The organism is Tardiphaga robiniae (assembly GCF_001618955.1).
Lineage (GTDB): Bacteria > Pseudomonadota > Alphaproteobacteria > Rhizobiales > Xanthobacteraceae > Tardiphaga > Tardiphaga robiniae_A.
In genome coordinates this window covers 101,863-120,605 of the sequence record NZ_LVYV01000012.1, presented here as the reverse complement: position 1 = coordinate 120,605, position 18,743 = coordinate 101,863, and the positions used below count along the sequence as shown (strand labels likewise).

Sequence of the window (18,743 nt, the reverse complement as noted above, 5' to 3'; positions counted from 1 at the left end):
GTCAATGCGATCGTCATTGCGAGGAGCCCTTGCGACAAAGCAATCCAGTCTTACTTCGCTTGTGGCCTTCTGGATTGCCGCGTCGCTTCGCTCCTCGCAATGACGGCGGAGAGGTCGAAGCTCAAATCGCGCTTGCCGCGATATTGACCATCAGCGCCACCAGCGCGGTGTTGAAGATGAAGGAGACGATGCCGTGGGCCGTGGCGGTGCGGCGGATCGACTTCACGGTGATGCCGACGTCGGAGACCTGCGCGGTCATGCCGATGACAAAGGAGAAATACACGAAGTCCCAATAGTCGGGCTGTTCCTTCGTGTCGTCATCGCCAGACGGAAATGCCAGGCCGCCGGGTTTGGCTCCGCGATAGAATTGATGGGCATAATGCAGCGAGAAGGTCGTGTGTACGGCGGCCCAGGACGAGGCGATGGTGACGATCGCCAGCGTCAACTCCCAGGCCGTGCGATGGCCCTCGCCAAGTTCGAACACAATGGCCGCGATGCTGGCGAAGGCACCCAGAGCCGCCACCAGCAGAATGATGAAACTGCCATCGTCCTGCAGGGCGGCGTTGCGGCGGATGTGTTTCTGACCGCCGCTTGACAGCATCATGCCGTAGACCAGCATGAGATAGAACGCGATGAACACGTCCCAGCCGATCAGCAGACGCGTCACCAGCCGCAGCGACGACGGCAGCACGAAGAATGCGACGATGCCGATCAGAAGCGCCAGAAACGTGCGCGGTCGCCCATAGACGACGCGGAGCGGCGCCGGCATCTTGCGAAAACGGACAAGGAGCTCATCGAGATCCTTGCCCGCCTCCGACATGATCAGGTCTTCCTTAGTTCTTGCGCTCGGCCACGAAGCGGGCAGCAGCGCGCAGCACGTCGCCCTTGGCGCCGAAGATCGACAGCGATGCGTCGGCCGTCGCGATCAGATCGGCGACACGCTTCCTGGCGCCCTCGACGCCGAGCTGCGTGACGAACGTCGTCTTGTTCAGCGCGGCATCGGCGCCTGCGGGCTTGCCGAGCGCCGCGGCGTCGCCTTCGACGTCGAGCAAATCATCGGCGATCTGGAAGGCTTCGCCGAGCGCGCGGCCGTAATCGTCGAGCGCCTTGTATTCCTTCTGCGTGGCCTGGCCGAGCAGCGCGCCGGCGATGACGCCGTAACGCAGCAGCGCACCGGTCTTCATCTGCTGGACACGCGCAACGTCCACCGGCCCCGTGTCGCCAAAGCGGCCTTCGCCGGCGAGATCGAGCATCTGGCCGCCGACCATGCCGCCGAGACCGGCGCAGCGGGCAAGCGCCCGGGTCAGCAGCAGGCGCACGGTGGCGTCTTCGTGGATCTCGTCGCGGGTGACGATGTCGAAGGCCAGCGTCAGCAGCGCGTCGCCGGCGAGGATCGCGGTGGCATCGTCGGTGGCCTTGTGCAGGGTCGGACGTCCCCGGCGCAGATCGCTGTTATCCATCGCCGGCAGGTCGTCATGAATCAGCGAATAGCAGTGGATGCATTCGAGGGCGGCGCCAACCAGCAGCGCCTGCTCGCGATGCACACCGAATACCGCAGCGCTCTCCACCACCAGGAACGGGCGCAAACGCTTGCCGCCGCCGAGCGAGGAGTAACGCATCGCATCCATCAGCCGCTTCGGCCGGGCGATTTCATCGGGTAGCACGCCATCGGCGAGCACTTTGGTCAGTACGGCTTCGGTATCGTCCGCGGTCTGGTCCAGGCGCGAGGCAAAATCTTTGGTGGAAGCACCGGTCGACATTAAGAATAGCTCCAGAACAATTTGGCCGGACAATCCTCTATGGCAAAGGCCACGTCAATTGCGCCTGCGGCGTCCCGCCGCGATTGGTCGCGGCAAGCTTAACCGGCTTGAAAAGAGCGGGGAAAGCCCGCTTTATCAGCGGCATAGCTCCGACCGGGAACGCCGCTCTTGCGCCTCATCCGCCGCCTCATCCTGATCGGGATCCTGCTCCTCGCGCTGCCCTATCTGCTGACGCCGCTTTATGCCGTCGGCCAGCCGATCTCGGCGCTGATGGCATGGCGCTGGATCACCGGTTCCCCCGTGCAGCGGACCTGGGTCGATCTCAAGACCATGTCGCCGGCGCTGCCGCGCAGCGTGGTCGCGTCCGAAGACGCCAAATTCTGCAGCCATCGCGGCATCGACTGGGATTCCCTGCAAAATGCCATTGAGGACGCCCAGGACGGCGAAGTCTCCGGCGGCGGTTCCACCATCACCCAGCAGGTGGCGAAAAACCTGTTCCTGTGGTCGGGCCGCAGCGTGATCCGCAAGGGCCTCGAAATCCCGCTGGCCATGTGGGTCGATCTGATGCTGTCCAAGCAGCGGATCCTGGAAATCTACCTGAATATCGCCGAAATGGGCCCATCCGGGCAGTTTGGCGCCCAGGCCGGCGCCGAATATGCCTTCAATCGGCCAGCCTCGAGCCTGTCGGCCCGGGAAGCCGCGCTCCTGGCGGCGATCCTGCCCAATCCGGTCACCCGCAGTGCCCGGACGCCGGGGCCGGGGGTGCGGCGTCTGGCGGGAACCTATATGGCGCGGGCGCAGGCGGCGGAGTTGCAGCGGTGCTGGAACTAGGCTGTCATTCCGGGGCGCGGCCGGCACGGCCGGACGCGAACCCGGAATCCCGATATGTTCAAAACACTTTGGGATTCCGGGCCCATGCCCGTCGGCTCCGCCGCCGGTCCTGTCCCGGAATGACGAGCTTTGGGCCAAAATTCCCGCGGCTGCGCCCTAGCCATCGCGTCGTCATTCCGTTATAAGCCCGGCCTTATCAGCGATTTTGCCCGCGCGTTCTGTGCTGGCCGCCTGTCACCGGGCGCCGATCGAAACCATCTGCCAAGAACCTGCAAGGACTTTTCCTATGGCCGTTCCGAGAAGAAAAACATCGCCGTCGCGGCGTGGCATGCGTCGTTCGGCTGACGCGCTCAAGACCCCGACCTATGTCGAGGACAAGGACTCCGGCGAACTGCGCCGTCCGCACCACCTCGACCTGAAGACCGGCATGTACAAGGGTCGTCAGGTTCTGAAGGTGAAGAAAGAATCCTGACCACTGGATGGAGGGCAGCGCCGCGTCAGGTGGCGCCGCCTTCGATCATCCACGTAAGGTCCGGTCAAGCGGGTCGAAGCGCCAGCGGGCAAGTCGAGAAAACTGTTCAGACAATAATTCTGAACTGGTCTTCCGCCCGAATTCGCTCCAACTCTGGAGCTAATGCGTTGTCCCGGTGATGCGCTCGCGTCACCTCGGTGATGTCGTCACCTTGGTGATGTCCTGCATCGCCGACATGCGTTCTGGTTCTCTCGCTTGCAAAGAAGGCCTTCGATGGCGTCGATCGGTTTCCCGCTGCTGCTGATTCCAGTGGCGATCTGCAACATCATCGCCTTCCTGATGCCCGACCTCGCGCTGTCGGGCCCGATCCCCCTCTTCCCGATCACGCTGATGTCGAAAGACATCTGGATGGTGACGCTCAACGACCTGCTCGTTGCGCTCAGCATTCTCCTGCTGTGGCTCGAAGTGATGCGCGCTGCCCGCCCGGCGCCGAAATATTTCACCGACCATTTCCTGTCGCTGCTGGTGTTCGGCGCGGCAGCTACTGAATTCGTGATGCTGCCGAAATTCGGCAACGCGACCTTCTTCCTGATCACCCTGACGGCGATGGTGGATTTCCTCGCCGGCATCTCGCTCCGCGCCCGCCGTCCGCGCCGCGTCGCCGCACCGGTCTATGCACCGGAGCCGGCACCGCGTTATGAGCCCGCGCCAGCGCCGGTCGCTCCGACGCCTCCGCCCGCTCACGTTCCGGCCGCGACGTCCGTCGCCGAAGCCGTGTTGACCGATCGTCCGGAGCCGAAGGTCGAGAAGATCGAACGGATCGAGCCGAAACTTGAACCGACCCCGGTCCCGCCGGAAGTCGTGGCGCATACGTCGCCGCAAATCACGTCGCCGGATTTGCAGCCGGGTGGCGTGGCTTCGCCTGACGACAAGCCCAAGACGTAAGTTGTCTTAATCCCTCCCTCAAGCGCAGCGAAGCTGCGCGCAGTGGGGTCTGGCGGACGAATTCGTCCGCCATGGGTGGCGCGTTGCGAGCGATAGCGAGCAACGTGACGGGCGGGGTGTTTCAACATACGCTGTCGAGCGTGGGGCTGCCCCACCCCGTCCTTCACCCTAACGATGCTACGCATCATCAGGGTTCGGCCGACCCTCCCCACTGCGCGCAGCTTCGCTGCGCTGGAGGGAGGGAAAAGAAAAGTCAGATCACTCGCTGCGTCCGACCGCTCGCCGATCCCGCAACATACATATTTGCCACCGCCCGATAGGCCGCCTCGACATCGGCCACATCCGCGCGGCGCAGCACCCGCGTTTGCGGCGCCTGCTCGGCGGTCGCGATCAGATGTGCGATGAAGGATGCATCGGGCCGCGCCACGCGCGACGACACCGGGTTGGTATGCTGCACCGGCTCAAGCCGCGTCAGCGCGACGGCCTCCACGATGACCGAATCTTTCTCGACCACGAAATCGCCGGCGCGCCGCATCGGATGCGGCGTCGTGGCGTAAGCGCGGGTCGCGGAAATCGACATTGTTAACAGTGCTCGCGTCTCAATTCGGGACGAGGGTTGCCCCTCCACCCTCTGCGTCGCAAGGGTCGTGCCGCGGCTCTCCACAACTCAGATCGGGGCCTCATCAGGTTTGCGAAGGCCTGCCCGGCTACACTTTCTTAAGTCTTTAGGAACTTTGACTAACGATTGTAGCGATCTGAGCCGTATTGTCGGGGGGCGAATCACCCGATGACGTCCCAAAACGAGGCGACTTTGACATCCGCTGTTTCCCAAAGCGCCGCGGGCTTTTCCGAGCCGCAGGCAGCAGAGATTCTGGCCGCACTCGGCCAGGCCGCCTTCATCTGGGACATCGCCAGCGACCGGATCACCTGGACCGACCAGGCCGCCGCCATCTTCACCGACATTTCCCCCGCGACCATCGCCAGCGGCGCCGAGCTGGCGACTCTCATTGAGCCGCAGCGCGGCATTCGCACCGAGGCACTAGCCAAGGCACTCGCTTCCGGCGGCGGCACCTACCGGATCGAATACGGATTGCGCGCCACGACCACCGCCGCCGTGCTGTGGATCGAGGAAAGCGGCAACTGCCGCGCCGATGCCGACGGCAAGGCGGTACGCGTCGAAGGCGTCGTCCGCATCGACAGCGAACGCCATGCCCGCGACGAGCAACTGCTGAAACTGGCGCAGCACGATCCCGTCACCGGCGAACTCAATCGCACGCATCTTCTGGCGTCCCTCGCCGAAGCGATCGAGGAAGCGACGCGCTTTCGTTCGTCCTTTGCTTTCATGCTGATCGGCATCGATCATCTGGCGCGGATCAACGACGCCTTCGGCTTCGATATCGCGGATGAAGTGATCGTCGAGATCGCCAGGCGGATTCGCGCGCGGCTGCGCGGCGGCGATGTGATGGGCCGCTTCTCCGGCAACAAGTTCGGGCTGATCCTGAAGAACTGCACCGTTGACGATGCCACGATCGCCGCCGAGCGCTTTCTTGTCGGCATCCGCGACGAGGTCATTCCAACCCAGTCCGGCCCGGTCTCGGTGACCGCCACCATCGGCGCCGTCAGCGTTCCCCGCTATGCGCAGAACGTCAACGAAGCCGTCAACCGCGCGCAGGAAACCCTGAACGGCGCCAAGCGCCGCCGCCACGGCAGCTTTGCCCTGTGGCGGCCGAATGTGGAGCGCGATGCGCAGCGCCGCGTCAATATCCGCGTCACCGACGAGATCGTGACTGCGCTGAACGAGCGCCGCATCGTCACGGCCTTCGAACCCGTGATGCATGCCGACAGCCGTACCCCCGCTTTCTATGAAGCGCTGGTGCGCATGAAGCAGGATGACGGGCAGCTGCTGCTGGCGCCGGATATCGTGCCGGTCGCCGAGAAGCTGGGACTGATCCGGCTGGTCGATCACCGCGTGCTCGAACTGGTTGTTGCCGAACTCGCCGCCGCGCCGGATGTGCAGCTGTCGCTGAACATCTCGCCGGACACGACGATGGACCCGGACTGGTGGACCTCCATCGAGTCGATGATGGCAGCGCATCCCGGCGTCGCGCAGCGGCTGATCGTCGAGATCACCGAGACCGTGGCCATCCAGGACCTCGACGACGTCCGCGGCTTCGTCACGCGGCTGAAGAATTTCGGCAGCCGCATCGCCATCGACGATTTCGGCGCCGGCTACACCTCGTTCCGTAACCTGCGTAAGCTCGGCGTCGACATCGTCAAGATCGACGGCGCCTTCGTACAGAACATCGCGCATTCCGCCGACGACCGCGCCTTCGTGCAGACCCTGATCGATCTGTGCCACCGGCTCGGCATCAAGACCGTCGCCGAATGGGTGCAGGACGAGGAGTCCGGCCTGATGCTGCGCGACTGGGGCTGCGACTACATTCAGGGTCGCCTCACCGGCCTCGCGTCATCCGCGCGTCCGTGGCTGGACCCGGCATCGCTGCCGAAGCCGGCGGTGGGCTAGTTCACGCGTCATTCCGGGGCGAACGCAGCGTTAGCTGCGGGCGAACCTCAGCCACTCCAATGGGAGTGGTGGGGAATCCCGATATAGTATGAACACATCGAGATTCCGGGTTCGGTCCCGTCGCCTTCGGCGCCGGCCCGCCCCTGAATGACAGCTTTTTTATGGGGCCTCATCATGAACTTCATCGGTAATCTTCTGACCGCGCTGGTCGCTGCGCTGCACATCTACTTTCTCGTGCTGGAAATGTTTCTCTGGCAGAAGCCGCAGGGCCTGAAGACCTTCAGGAACACGCCGGAGAAAGCCGAGATCACCGCGGTGCTCGCCGCCAATCAGGGCCTCTATAACGGCTTCCTCGCCGCCGGTCTGATCTGGGGCCTGCTGCATTCCGCGCCAGCCTTCGCATTCCAGATCAAGGCGTTCTTCCTGCTGTGCGTGATCGTGGCCGGTGCTTACGGCGCAGCGACGGTGAGCAAGCGCATTCTGTATGTGCAGGCCGCGCCGGCGGCGCTGGCGCTGATCGTGCTGTGGCTGGCGACGTAACTCACCCATTCATTGTCGTCCCGGTGAAAGTCGGGACGACAATGAGAGTTACGCCTCGCGATTCTTTTGCTGACTAAGCCAACCAAATTCGGCGACATCTTTTCATAAAAACATCGCCATCGCTGCCGCATCATCGCGCTGACATCTCGTGCGCGCGTTGCATCGCGCATGCTGCATTCATTGTGACATGCGCATGTCAGAGTCGGCGCGACTCTCGTAACCATCTTGCGCGCGTTTTGTAAAAGCGATGCAGAGCTGCGCTATCTAGATCGTCGTTAGGTGCACCGCGCGACGCGGTCACGGCATTAACGAGGATCAGTTCTCTTGTTCAAGTTCTCTCTGCGCGCTCCAGCGATCCGACGCTATTTTCCGCGCATCAGATTCGGTCTGCGCATCCAGATCGCATTGATCGGCATCATGGCTGTCGTGCTCACCGGCACTATCTGCCTCATCGGCCTCGCATATGAAGCGGACGCGCAGCGCCAATCGGATGAGGCCGTCAAGCTGCGCCAGCATGTCGTGGGTCTGTCAGCGAACTATCTGGAAGCCGGACAGGTCGCCAATGAATTTCTGCGCAAGCATGATGAGAAGCTGATCGCTGTCCATGGCGAGATCATCACGACAGCGCTGGCGAATCTGTCTGATATCGACGCCATCGTCGACAAGCGCCCCGAGGGCGATACGCTGAAACAGGGCTCGGCCCTGCGCGCGGGCCTCAATGTCTATCAGACCCGCTTCAACAACATCGCCTCGATCCAGAAATCGCTGGGGCTCAACGAGACGCTGGGCCTGCAGGGCCGGCTGCGTGCTGCGGTTCACGACGCCGAAACGCGCCTGGCGCAATTCGACCAGATCCGCCTGGCCAATCTGATGCTGATGATGCGGCGGCATGAGAAGGACTTCATGCTGCGCGGCGAGGAAAAATATGGCGACCAGTTCGACAAAAGGCGCGACGATTTTTCCGACGCGCTGAAGGCCGCGGAACTGCCCGACGCGGTGCGCGATGAGCTCGCCGCGCTGATGAAGGCCTATGGCGAGAGTTTCCTGGCCTATTCGGTGACGCAGACCACGCTGAATGACGAAGTCGCGGACTTCGCGATGGTGTTTCAGCGCAACCGACCGGCGCTGGATGGCCTCGTGGCCGCGGCCCAGGCCGAATACAACGCCGCTGAGGTGCGCGCCACGCAGACCCGCCAGATCCTGACCTGGACCATCGCGCTGGCGACGATCCTGATCGGCCTCGCCGCGGTGTATTTCGGCCAGCGCATCGCGCGCGCGATCGCCGCTATGACGCAGGCGATGCAGACGCTGGCATCAGGCGATTTCGCCGTGGTCCTGCCCGGCCTCGGCCGCGCCGACGAGATCGGCGATATGGCGCAGGCGGTCGAGACTTTCAAGCTGCGCGCGCAGCAGAAGGCGGCGGATGAACTCGACGCCCAGCTTCGTGAGGAGTACCGCGCCGCGGAAGCGCGCAAGGCCGACATGAACAGGCTCGCCGGCGACTTCGAAAGCGCCGTCGGCCGCATCGTCGAGACGGTGTCGTCTGCCTCGGCGGAGCTGGAGACGGCGGCGGGCACGCTGACCTCGACGGCCACACGATCTCAGGAACTGACCGAGATGGTCGCGGCGGCGTCCGATGAAGCCTCCGCCAATGTGCAGTCGGTGGCCTCCGCCACCGAGCAGATGTCGTCATCGGTCAACGAGATCGGCCGTCAGGTACAGGCCTCGGCGCAGATTGCCGGCGAGGCCGTCGCACAGGCCGAGACGACCAACCGCCAGATCGGCGACTTGCTGAGCGCGGCCGACAAGATCGGCGAGGTGGTCCAGCTCATCAGTGCCATTGCGCGGCAGACCAATCTGCTGGCGCTCAACGCCACCATCGAGGCGGCGCGCGCCGGCACCGCCGGCCGTGGCTTCTCCGTGGTCGCCGCCGAGGTCAAGGCGCTGGCCGAACAGACCGCGAGCGCCACCGGCGAGATCGGCCAGCAGGTGTCAGGCATTCAGCAGGCGACGAAGAATTCGGTGGCGGCCATCAAGGGCATCGGCAGCACCATCGGCCGGATGTCCGAGATCGCCTCGACCATCGCCGCCGCCGTCGAGCAACAGGGCGCCGCCACGGCGGAGATCGCCCGCAATGTGCAGCGCGCCGCGCAAGGAACCTCCGATGTCAGCGCCAATATCGCCGACGTCAAACGCGGCGCCAGCGATACGGGTCTGGCTTCCTCGCATGTGTTCTCGGCCGCCCGCTCGCTGTCCGGCGACAGCGCCCGGCTGAAAGCAGATGTGGCAAGCTTCCTGGAGTCGGTGCGGAGTGCGTGAGGGGGCGGCGCCGATGATGTGGTTGGTGACTTAGCCGCCACGAGCGCCGCTGCGCTCCTTCTCCCCGCTCCCGGGCGAAGCGAAGCTTCGCTAGGCGGGGAGAAGGGTGGGATGAGGGGCGAGGCACTGAGCCTGCCGCAAGCACATTCCTTCAGTTCGCACGAACGGCGCAGCGGCTAGCCGACCCGCATCGACGGGGCTCGGGTCAGCCCGTGTGCATGGCCCCTCACCCGCCGCGAAGGCGCGGCGACCTCTCCCCGCAAAGCGGGGAGAGGTTAAGGAAAGTGCCCATCTCCTCGCCTTGCCAACCTCAAATCCTTGCCTCACACTCCCCGGTAACGACGGCGCCCGCATAGGAACGACTGTCGAGTGACATATCATCAGGGAAGGCAACGACATGAGAACCTCGCTTCTTCACTGTTTCGCCGCGTCGACCAAATTCGTTGGGATGGTGGCGATTGCGCTCACGGCCACATCGGCCACTATCAATCCAGCAGCGGCGCAGAAGAAATACGATCCCGGCGCCACCGATACCGAAATCAAGATCGGCCAGACCGTGCCGTTCTCGGGCCCCGCCTCGGCCTACTCGTCGATCGCGAAAACCCAGCTCGCTTATTTCAAGATGGTCAACGAGCAGGGCGGCATCAACGGCCGCAAGATCAACCTGATCCAGTATGACGACGCCTATTCGCCGCCCAAGGCCGTGGAACAGGTGCGCAAGCTCGTCGAGTCCGATGAAGTCCTGCTGACCTTCCAGATCATCGGCACACCGTCCAATGCGGGCGTGCAGAAATATCTCAACAGCAAGAGCGTCCCGCAACTGTTCGCCGCCACCGGCGCCACGCGCTTCACCGATCCAAAGAACTTCCCCTGGACCATGGGCTACAATCCCAACTACCAGAGCGAGGGCCGGATCTACGCCAAATACATCCTGAAGAACCATCCGACCGCCAAGATCGCCATCCTCTGGCAGAACGACGATCTCGGCCGCGACTATCTCACCGGCATGAAGAATGGTTTGGGCGACAAGGCGGCGTCGATGATCGTCTCGGAGGCCTCCTACGAACTCGCGGACCCGACCATCGACTCGCAGATCGTCAAGCTGAAATCCTCCGGCGCCGACCTGTTGTTCAACGCCTCGACGCCGAAATTCGCCGCCCAAGCGATCAAGAAGGTGGCTGATCTTGGCTGGAAGCCGATCCACATCGTCGACATCAATGCGACGTCGGTCGGCGCGGTGCTGGTGCCCGCGGGTCTCGACAATTCCAAGGGCCTCATTTCGACCAATTACGGCAAGGACCCGCTGGACCCGCAGTGGAAGGAAGATGCCGGCATGAAGCGCTACATGGCCTTCATGGAGAAATATTATCCCGACGGCGACAAGAACTCGAACTTCAACACCTATGGTTACGGCAATGCCCAGCTCATGGTGGAGGTCTTGAGGCGCTGCGGCGACGATCTCACCCGCGCCAATGTGATGAAGCAGGCCACCAGCCTGTCCGGGCTCGAGACCGATCTTCACCTGCCCGGCATGCGGCTCTCCACCTCGCCCACCGACTACCGCGTCAACAAGCAGCTGCAGATGCAGCGCTTCAACGGCGAGCGCTGGGAACTGTTCGGCCCGATCATCGAGGATGACTCGGCGGGTTAGGCTGCACACGACAAAGCCACGCGCGGGTATCCCTGCGCGTGGCTTTGCATTTGTGCGTGGCTTCAACCTTCGCTGACGCGCTCAACACTCTCACCACGTCATGCCCGGGCAAAGCGCGAAGCGCGGCTTCGCCAGATGACCCGGGCATCCAGCTTCAACAAAGCGTACGGCAAAGATGGATGGCCGGATCAAGTCCGGCCATGACACCCGAGAGTATAGCGACGTATGGCACAAGCCACGTCAGCGAGCGCCGCCTACGCCGTCTTCGCAAACATCGTCAGCACGCCGTCGGCGATATTGATCGCCACCACCTGCGCCGAACTCATGCCCTTTTCCTTGAGCGCATTGGCGGCCGCCGGCGAGGCGTCGATCGAGGCGCGCAGCGCCTGCATGTCCTCGGCGCTGGATTTCGACACGACCTCCTCGACCTGCGCCTTCACCGCCTCCGGCAATTGCTTGATGTCCACCACCTGGATGCTGGAGATCTTGGCGCTGGTCTGCCCGCCGGACTTGGCCGGCGCCTTTTCAGCCTGGGTCGCCGCTCCCTGTGCGAGCACGAAACCCGGCGTGCCGAGCGAAAGAATTGCCGCGAGGGCGGTCGCTGTCATAATGCGCATGGTTGGTCCTTTCCGGTTGGGAAGGAGCGAAGGAGTAGCGAGGAAGTGTGCGGAAGGTCTGGAGGCGAGGTGGCGGTGAGGTGAAAGGAATGCGGCGATGATGTGGGGCCGACACAGACCATCGCAACGACGCGCGCTTCCTTCCCTCCCCCGCTCTTGCATGGGGAGGGTGGCCGGCCGTCAGGCCGGTCGGGTGGGGGTGCCCAATGCGGTCGCAACCGCTTCCATCACTCCGTTCAAATTCCGGTCCACCTCGTGATTCCAGAACCGCAACACGCGAAATCCCTCACCGCGCAGAAACGCATCCCGCGCTTCATCCTTGCGCGCAGCTTCGTCAAAATTATGCTGCCCGCCATCGACCTCGATCACCAGCAGATCGCGGAACGAGACGAAGTCGACGATGATATGCCGGATCGGCGCCTGCCGGCGAAAGTGAAAGCCGAGCGATTTGAGTTCGCGGAGTTTCACCCACAGCTTGGCTTCCTGCTGCGTCAGGCTCTTGCGAAGTGAGCGAGCGAATGCGTTGGCCACACCGTCCTCGCTTGCTGCACCACCCCACCCGTCACGTTGCTCGCAAGTGCTCGCACCGCGCCACCCTCCCCACTGCGCGGCTTCGCCGCTTGAGGGAGGGAGAAGAAAGCCGGCCGCGTGAATGAAGCGACATGCGGAGTGTTTGCAGAGTTCAGGGCTCACCCGGACCACGCTTGCTTGAGGTAGACTGATTAATTCACCCTACGGCCTCATAGAGCCAACACAACACGCACCACTGGCAGATACTACCTTAGTTTCTGAACCCCAGATTGGCTCAAAGAATATGCTTCGACCCTACCACCGATTGATTGCAGATCAGGAGAAAAGTCCGACGCTGATTTCGCAGCCTCTATAAGATTGATCGCGATATCAGCGGCTTGATCCTGCGCAACATCGGCGACTTCTTTTATAGAATGAAACGCCTCAAGGCTCGGCGGCAAGTATCGCTTCCCAGCACCAAGCATTACATGTCTTGTAAAATTTGCAGTATCGCCAAAGTGGGGGTAATCGGGGCGATCTATATTCCGAAATCTATAATCTGCACTGAGCTTAACCTCAACTCCGAAGGAGGGCGTTAGATCAAACTGCACAGCCCTGACGTAGCTTATCGCTTCAGAGGGATCATATGCGCACAACACGATTTGAAACATTGTCTTGCCGGCGAAGGATCGAACATATTCCGGCCGCACTGCTGCTGCCGCTACTACTTTTCCCACCACGTCCGACGCAAATAGTTTGAGATCAATTTCCCACAGCTGCTTTTTTTTGTTCTTCCAAATATGAAACAGCGATCTGCTTTGCGTCGAGGAAGACAACTCCATTCTTTGCGAGGTCGCCACAAGGATCATCCAGCCAAAGGGGAACACGCGCTTCAATCCAAGTTGCTGTTCCGCTGGCGCCGACCATCGTCAGAGGAATCCCCCGGACAACGGCCAACTTCGAATTCCCGTCGCAACGCGCCCCCATTGTTGTAGATCGCGTATCGCTAGCTACTATTAGGCCGTCTTTCGCTGGCACCGTCGTAATCAATGTGCCGGTCATTCCGACGCGCGATTGCGGGAGCGTTGGACGAGCACCGCTAGCAGCTATCGCGGCTACGGCGATCAAACACAGAATCCCGTATCGGATCATTTGCAGTCCTAACTATTCACGCTGAATGCCACAGCGTCTTAGCCGTCGCTTTGCTACGAGCAGACGCACTTTCGCACGAAGCTAGTTGGCAGGAAGAAGGAATGTTATGCACCCTTGGCGCACTGCAGAAAAATACATAGCAAGAACAAGAAACATAGCGGCTGAAAGCCAGTACACACCTCCCATTAGCAAACTGTGTTTGAGAAGGTTGTTATCGCCGTAGGACCGACTCTCCGTCGAGATAACACCGGGATAATATCCATTCTCGGTCTCAAGCGCTCGAAATCTACCGAAGAGAAATTGCGTCTCCATTAAGCCGAGTGCATTCTTGCTAACTCGGTACAGCTGCTTGTTTCTCTGGTCCAAAAGAAAGAAAAAGATGGCCAATAAGCTGCCTGCCAAGGCGGCGCCAATTGCAGGAATGCTACCCACAAGCGCACGCTCTTTGAATAGAACAAAGCAACCGCCGAACAGGAATGGACTTAGAATAACAAAGAAATGAAACATCGTCGTGCGCTGGCGTGCATGAAATTCGAAATGGCGCCACACGAGTTCAAATCGAATTCTTTCAAACTCCATTAGTGCACGGGGATCAGCACCGATTTTATCGCAAAGCGAACTTGTCATCGTATTTCCAACCCTTGAGTTCGGACTAAGTGTTCTTATGAACCAGACGCAGTGTGATTGTCGGTTGAGTTTAAAGCAAGTTGACACCAAAAGTTGGATAGACTATATTCCTCTCCGTCCTCGCTCAGAGGGGCGCTTCTCGAGAGCGTTCTCAAGTGGAGTTGGGATGCGGCGCCTGTGGTCGTGCTCACACGCACGGCGCGGGAGGTCGGGGTCACCGTCCGGGCTCTTGATGAGCCCTTGCCGCTGGTCGGCAGGACGCGGTGCGGGTGAAGGCGGGCGCAAGCCGGCCGGATGACGGGCGCGATGCCCGTGCCTCCCGCGACGAACGGTCCCTTCGCCTGACGTCGCGATGATGCGCCGAGAGGCACATGCGCGGTGGCGATGCCGTTCGGCGGCGTCCTCCCATCGCAAGACGACCCAGTTGCGCCTTTCGGCGCGTCATCCCCCTCATTTGCGAGGGGGACAACCGGTCCACCCGCTTTGCGCCAGGGGCGCGATACGGACGGCGCGTGGGCGCTGAGATTTTCCCAGTGAATGAAGTGGCTGTTTGACAGGTGAAGCGGTGTGCGGCTCAGCCGCCGGAGCTTTGCATGCGGCGCTGCAAGTCCGATGCGGGCCAATTAGGCGCCGGCTTGCTTGCAAAGAACGACCTGATCACGTCGGCCTCGGCCTGCGTGATACGACCTGACAACACGCTCTCTTCCAGATGCAGGCTGGGAACGCTGGTTTTGCCGGGTGGTGTCTGATCTCGATCGGTCATCTAGGGTCTCTGATCAATCTCTTGAAGAACGATGACGAGCTTGACGGGTTCACTGCCGACGGAAAGAAATTCCTTGTCGATCACCCGAAATCGACAGCCGGTCGGGAGAAGCGCCTCTTCCTCGTGAAAATTGGGCGACAACCACCAGATCGCCCGTCCATTTAAGGCCCGAATGATAAACAGGACGTTTCCTCCAAAGGCGCCGGCCTCGGAGAATGAGGCGCTCGTGAACGCGGGGAAGGTTACGATCCCGTCCGGAACGTAGTGGGCTTCGAATGCAGCCATGTCGGCGGCGTGATAACCTCGATAAACGGTCGCCTGTTTTCCTGTGATGGGAACGATCTTGCCCAACCCGGCATCCAGAACCTGCGCGAACGCGACCACATCCGGATCAGGACGCCCGGACCAAAGTTGCTCATTGATATAGCTATGCCAGCCATTGGCGGTGGAATAGACGTAGAACGCCAGCGCCTCTGTATTCGTTATCTGACCGTGAAATATCTCATCCAATGCCGAAGGGCTGCTGATCCTTCGCGCGCAGCGCGCGGCCTCATCGACACCGATGAGACGCGTCAGCACCTCAAGAAACTCGGCTCCCCGCACGCGATCTATATCCGACGGTCGTTGGAAAGGATTGCATACCGACTTGTCGCAAAGGCACGGGAATTAGTTCGCGGATGGATCACTGGGTCAAGCCCGGTGATGACACCGAGAGTGTGGCGACGGCTACATCCCGCCCAACAGCGTAGGCAAAGCCGCGCATGGGCAGGCTCAAGCGGTCTCCCCATGGAACCGCGTTTCCCTTACGTTAACTTCTGCGTAACCGCGCCTTAAACCGCGCTCGCTAGGCTCCGCGGTATCGGGTGGCGTGGTGTTTGCGTATGGCGTGGGGCAAGAAAAAGAGCGGGCGCAAGGAGCCGACCTTCGGGCTCGGCGCGGCGCTGTCCGATCTGCGCCTCAGCGCGGCGGATCGCGTGCCCGGCGGCGGTGACGACCGGCCAAAAAAGGCGCCGAAGCGCGAGTCCAATAGTGGCGGCAGCGACAAGCCGCGCAAATCCCGCACATCCAGCAAGGCGCGCAGCTCTGGCGGCATAGGCCGCGGCGTCAAGCGGCTGTTCTACTGGGGCGCGGTGCTCGGCCTGTGGGCGGCGATCGCCATTGTCGGCGTCGTGATCTATGTCGGCGCGCATCTGCCGCCGATCCAGTCGCTGGAAATTCCCAAGCGCCCGCCGACGATCCAGATCGTCGGCATGGACGGCACGGTGCTGGCGACGCGCGGCGAACAGGCCGGCGCCAATGTGTCGCTGAAGGATCTGCCGCCCTATCTGCCGAAGGCCTTCATCGCCATCGAGGACCGGCGGTTCTATTCGCATTACGGCGTGGACCCGATCGGCATCGCGCGCGCGGCGGCCACCAACCTGATGCATCGCGGCGTGTCGCAGGGCGGCTCGACGCTGACGCAGCAGCTCGCCAAGAACCTGTTCCTGACGCAGGAGCGCACCATGGCGCGCAAGCTGCAGGAAGTGGAGCTGGCGTTCTGGCTGGAGCGCAAGCATTCCAAGGCCGAGATCCTGGAACTGTATCTCAACCGGGTCTATTTCGGCTCCGGCGCTTACGGCGTCGAAGCCGCGGCGCAGAAATATTTCGGCAAGCCGGCCAAGAACGTCACGGTGGCGGAAGCGGCGATGCTGGCGGGGCTCGTGAAGTCGCCTTCGCGCCTGGCACCGAACCGCAATCCGGAAGGCGCCGAGGCGCGCGCCAAGGTCGTGCTGGCGGCGATGCAGGACGCCGAATTCATCACCGCAGCGCAGGCCAAGGGCGCGACCGGCGTGCCGCAATACAACGTCAAGCCGGTCGGCGCCGGCACGGTGAACTATGTCGCCGACTGGATCGGCGAAGTGCTGGACGACCTCGTCGGCCAGGTCGACGAGAGCATCATTGTCGAGACCACCATCGATCCCAAGCTGCAAAGCGTCGCCGAAGCCGCCATCATCGACGAGCTGGCGGCCAAGAGCGTGAAGTTCAACGTCACGCAGGGCGCGCTGGTGGCGATGACGCCGGACGGCTCGGTGCGCGCCATGGTCGGCGGGCGGAACTATAGCGAGAGCCAGTTCAACCGCGCGGTGACCGCGAAGCGCCAGCCGGGGTCGAGCTTCAAGCCGTTCGTCTATCTCACCGCCATCGAGGCGGGGCTGACGCCGGAAACCATCCGCACCGACGCGCCGATCGACATCAAGGGCTGGAAGCCGGAGAACTACACCCACGAATATTTCGGCTCGGTGACCCTGACCCAGGCGCTGGCGATGTCGCTGAACACGGTCGCCGTGCGGCTCGGCATCGAGGTCGGCCCGGCCAGCGTGGTGCGCACCGCGCATCGGCTGGGGATCGCCTCCAAGTTAGAGGCCAATGCGTCGATCGCGCTCGGCACCTCGGAAGTCTCGATGACCGAGCTGGTCGGCGCCTATGCGCCCTTTGCCAATGGCGGCCTCGCTGTGTCGCCCCATGTGGTGAACCGCATCCGTACGGTGGAAGGCAAGAAGACGCTCTATACGCGCCCGGCCGAGACCGCGAGCCAGGTGATCGATCGCCGCGCCGTGGCTGCCATGAACACGATGATGCAGCAGACGATTTTGTCCGGCAGCGCCAAGAAGGCCGAACTGCCGGGCTGGCAAGCCGCGGGCAAGACCGGCACCAGCCAGGATTTCCGCGACGCCTGGTTCATCGGCTACACCTCACAGCTCGTCACCGGCGTCTGGCTCGGCAATGACGACAACTCGCCGACCAAGAAGGCCACCGGCGGCGGACTGCCGGTGGAGATCTGGTCGCGCTTCATGAAGACGGCGCATCAGGGCCTGCAGCCGCAGCCGGTGCCGGGATTGGCGCCGTCGAATTCGTTCAGCAACAATCCGATCGGCCAGGCGCTGTCGAGCCTGCTGCCCGGATCGAACGCACCGTCGCCATCAGCGCCACCGGAACGCGGCTACGTGCCAAGCGCCCCCGTCTATAACGGCACTCGCCCGCAGCCGCCGGCACCGACGCAAACCAACTACCCCGCCGCGCGCCAGCAGCCGCAGCAAAATGTGCGGCCGGAAGCCGCGAGCGGGCTGGATGGCTGGCTGACGGAGCGGTTGTTCGGGAGATAGTGAGCGAGCGTCCCGGACACGCGATGCGCAGCATCGCGGCCGGGACAGAAGCTCAGTCCTGCACGCCGAAGCGATGCAGGTCGTTGCCATGGGTATCGAGCCAGGCCTTGGCACGTTCGGTCGCCGGGCAGATGCGCCCGACCACGCGCCAGAACTTCACCGAGTGGTTCATCTCGACGAGATGCCCGACTTCATGGGCCGCGAGATAATCCAGCACGAAGGGCGGCGCGAGGATCAGACGCCACGAGAACGACAGCGACCCCTCGGTGGTGCACGATCCCCAGCGGCTCGACTGATCGCGGATCGAGATCCGCTTCACCTTGACGTTCAGCTGCGCCGCGTAGCGGTTCGATGCCTTGACGAGATCGGCCCTGGCTTCGCGCTTGAGGAAATCGTGGATACGTCGGTCGATATGCTCGACATCGCCGGCGACGCAGATGATCTTCTCGCCGCTGTCGCGGGTCTCGGTCCACACTGTCCCCCGCCCCGCACGGTGCACGATCCTGTGCGGAGTTCCCCGCAACGGAACCGTTGTGCCGTGTTCGAATGGTGCTGCCTTCGGCAAACGACCTAGACGCGCGGCGATCCAGGCGCCATGACGCTGTGCGAAGTCCTTTGCATCGGCCAATGACCCACGCGGCGGCATCGTCAGAATGGCTTCGCGCTCGCTCGGATGAATGCGCAGCGTGTAACGCGTGGCACGGCGGTGCCTGCGCAGGCGTATGGCGAAGATCTGGGAGCCGTGTTTGACGGCAAGCGTGTCTGGTTCGGTGGGGCGGCGATAGAGAAGTGCGCGGAAGGCCATGTCAGTAGTCCCGGTCGTCAGTAGATCGACCGGATTCTGCCATAACCGCCGCCACGGGAATTGCTCGGCGCAAAAACAAATCAT

The 18,743-nt window shown here is 62.5% G+C and carries 18 protein-coding genes; 8 read left to right on the top strand and 10 right to left on the bottom strand.

Going from position 1 to position 18,743, the window contains the following annotated elements; translation table 11 throughout:
* Nucleotides 1–121 precede the first annotated feature (121 nt).
* Both A4A58_RS13805 and A4A58_RS13800 read right to left on the bottom strand, forming a co-directional pair.
* Nucleotides 122–820: a DUF1345 domain-containing protein gene (locus A4A58_RS13805; protein ID WP_068732932.1), complete on the bottom strand. Its 699-nt coding sequence runs from the start codon at nucleotides 818–820 to the stop codon at nucleotides 122–124.
* Nucleotides 821–833: 13 nt separating this feature from the next.
* Nucleotides 834–1,760, bottom strand: coding sequence for a polyprenyl synthetase family protein (locus tag A4A58_RS13800; RefSeq protein ID WP_068732927.1), 927 nt, complete (start codon nucleotides 1,758–1,760; stop codon nucleotides 834–836).
* Between the two features lie 168 nt (nucleotides 1,761–1,928).
* Here A4A58_RS13800 and mtgA point away from each other — a divergent pair, with 168 nt between their 5' ends.
* The 3 genes from mtgA to A4A58_RS13785 all read left to right on the top strand — a co-directional run bounded on the left by mtgA (nucleotide 1,929) and on the right by A4A58_RS13785 (nucleotide 4,008).
* Nucleotides 1,929–2,591 (top strand): monofunctional biosynthetic peptidoglycan transglycosylase, encoded by a 663-nt coding sequence (gene mtgA, locus A4A58_RS13795; RefSeq protein WP_068732925.1) that lies wholly within the window; start codon nucleotides 1,929–1,931, stop codon nucleotides 2,589–2,591.
* A 286-nt stretch (nucleotides 2,592–2,877) separates the two neighbouring features.
* Nucleotides 2,878–3,063: a 50S ribosomal protein L32 gene (rpmF, locus tag A4A58_RS13790; protein ID WP_068732923.1), complete on the top strand. Its 186-nt coding sequence runs from the start codon at nucleotides 2,878–2,880 to the stop codon at nucleotides 3,061–3,063.
* 273 nt (nucleotides 3,064–3,336) lie between these two features.
* Nucleotides 3,337–4,008: a hypothetical protein gene (locus A4A58_RS13785; protein WP_068732921.1), complete on the top strand. Its 672-nt coding sequence runs from the start codon at nucleotides 3,337–3,339 to the stop codon at nucleotides 4,006–4,008.
* Nucleotides 4,009–4,261: 253 nt separating this feature from the next.
* On the opposite strand, the gene A4A58_RS13780 is transcribed toward A4A58_RS13785, so the two are convergent.
* On the bottom strand, nucleotides 4,262–4,588 hold the full coding sequence (locus tag A4A58_RS13780; protein ID WP_068732919.1) for a hypothetical protein: 327 nt from the start codon (nucleotides 4,586–4,588) through the stop codon (nucleotides 4,262–4,264).
* A gap of 207 nt (nucleotides 4,589–4,795) precedes the next feature.
* Between A4A58_RS13780 and A4A58_RS13775 the strand changes: the two genes are divergently transcribed.
* From A4A58_RS13775 to A4A58_RS13760, 4 genes are all read left to right on the top strand, one after another.
* A complete protein-coding gene (locus A4A58_RS13775; protein WP_081421862.1) occupies nucleotides 4,796–6,532 on the top strand; it encodes a bifunctional diguanylate cyclase/phosphodiesterase in 1,737 nt (578 codons plus the stop codon).
* Nucleotides 6,533–6,706: 174 nt separating this feature from the next.
* A complete protein-coding gene (locus tag A4A58_RS13770) occupies nucleotides 6,707–7,072 on the top strand; it encodes a DUF1304 domain-containing protein (protein WP_086937051.1) in 366 nt (121 codons plus the stop codon).
* Between the two features lie 417 nt (nucleotides 7,073–7,489).
* Nucleotides 7,490–9,391, top strand: coding sequence for a methyl-accepting chemotaxis protein (locus A4A58_RS13765; protein WP_081421885.1), 1,902 nt, complete (start codon nucleotides 7,490–7,492; stop codon nucleotides 9,389–9,391).
* 397 nt (nucleotides 9,392–9,788) lie between these two features.
* On the top strand, nucleotides 9,789–11,042 hold the full coding sequence (locus A4A58_RS13760) for an ABC transporter substrate-binding protein (protein ID WP_068732913.1): 1,254 nt from the start codon (nucleotides 9,789–9,791) through the stop codon (nucleotides 11,040–11,042).
* 254 nt (nucleotides 11,043–11,296) lie between these two features.
* Here the strand turns inward: A4A58_RS13760 and A4A58_RS13755 are convergent, their stop codons facing one another.
* The 6 genes from A4A58_RS13755 to A4A58_RS13730 form a co-directional block, all read right to left on the bottom strand.
* On the bottom strand, nucleotides 11,297–11,659 hold the full coding sequence (locus tag A4A58_RS13755) for a hypothetical protein (protein ID WP_068732912.1): 363 nt from the start codon (nucleotides 11,657–11,659) through the stop codon (nucleotides 11,297–11,299).
* A gap of 180 nt (nucleotides 11,660–11,839) precedes the next feature.
* Nucleotides 11,840–12,352: an endonuclease domain-containing protein gene (locus A4A58_RS13750; RefSeq protein WP_244499764.1), complete on the bottom strand. Its 513-nt coding sequence runs from the start codon at nucleotides 12,350–12,352 to the stop codon at nucleotides 11,840–11,842.
* A gap of 83 nt (nucleotides 12,353–12,435) precedes the next feature.
* Nucleotides 12,436–13,065 (bottom strand): hypothetical protein, encoded by a 630-nt coding sequence (locus A4A58_RS13745; RefSeq protein ID WP_139069855.1) that lies wholly within the window; start codon nucleotides 13,063–13,065, stop codon nucleotides 12,436–12,438.
* A gap of 337 nt (nucleotides 13,066–13,402) precedes the next feature.
* On the bottom strand, nucleotides 13,403–13,948 hold the full coding sequence (locus A4A58_RS13740; protein ID WP_068732905.1) for a hypothetical protein: 546 nt from the start codon (nucleotides 13,946–13,948) through the stop codon (nucleotides 13,403–13,405).
* 574 nt (nucleotides 13,949–14,522) lie between these two features.
* Nucleotides 14,523–14,711: a hypothetical protein gene (locus A4A58_RS13735; protein WP_068732903.1), complete on the bottom strand. Its 189-nt coding sequence runs from the start codon at nucleotides 14,709–14,711 to the stop codon at nucleotides 14,523–14,525.
* A complete protein-coding gene (locus A4A58_RS13730) occupies nucleotides 14,712–15,290 on the bottom strand; it encodes an ADP-ribosyltransferase domain-containing protein (protein WP_158005679.1) in 579 nt (192 codons plus the stop codon).
* A gap of 302 nt (nucleotides 15,291–15,592) precedes the next feature.
* Here A4A58_RS13730 and A4A58_RS13725 point away from each other — a divergent pair, with 302 nt between their 5' ends.
* Nucleotides 15,593–17,854: a transglycosylase domain-containing protein gene (locus A4A58_RS13725; protein ID WP_068732900.1), complete on the top strand. Its 2,262-nt coding sequence runs from the start codon at nucleotides 15,593–15,595 to the stop codon at nucleotides 17,852–17,854.
* A 52-nt stretch (nucleotides 17,855–17,906) separates the two neighbouring features.
* Here A4A58_RS13725 and A4A58_RS13720 read toward each other — a convergent pair whose 3' ends face one another.
* On the bottom strand, nucleotides 17,907–18,743 hold the full coding sequence (locus A4A58_RS13720; protein ID WP_068732899.1) for a M48 family metallopeptidase: 837 nt from the start codon (nucleotides 18,741–18,743) through the stop codon (nucleotides 17,907–17,909).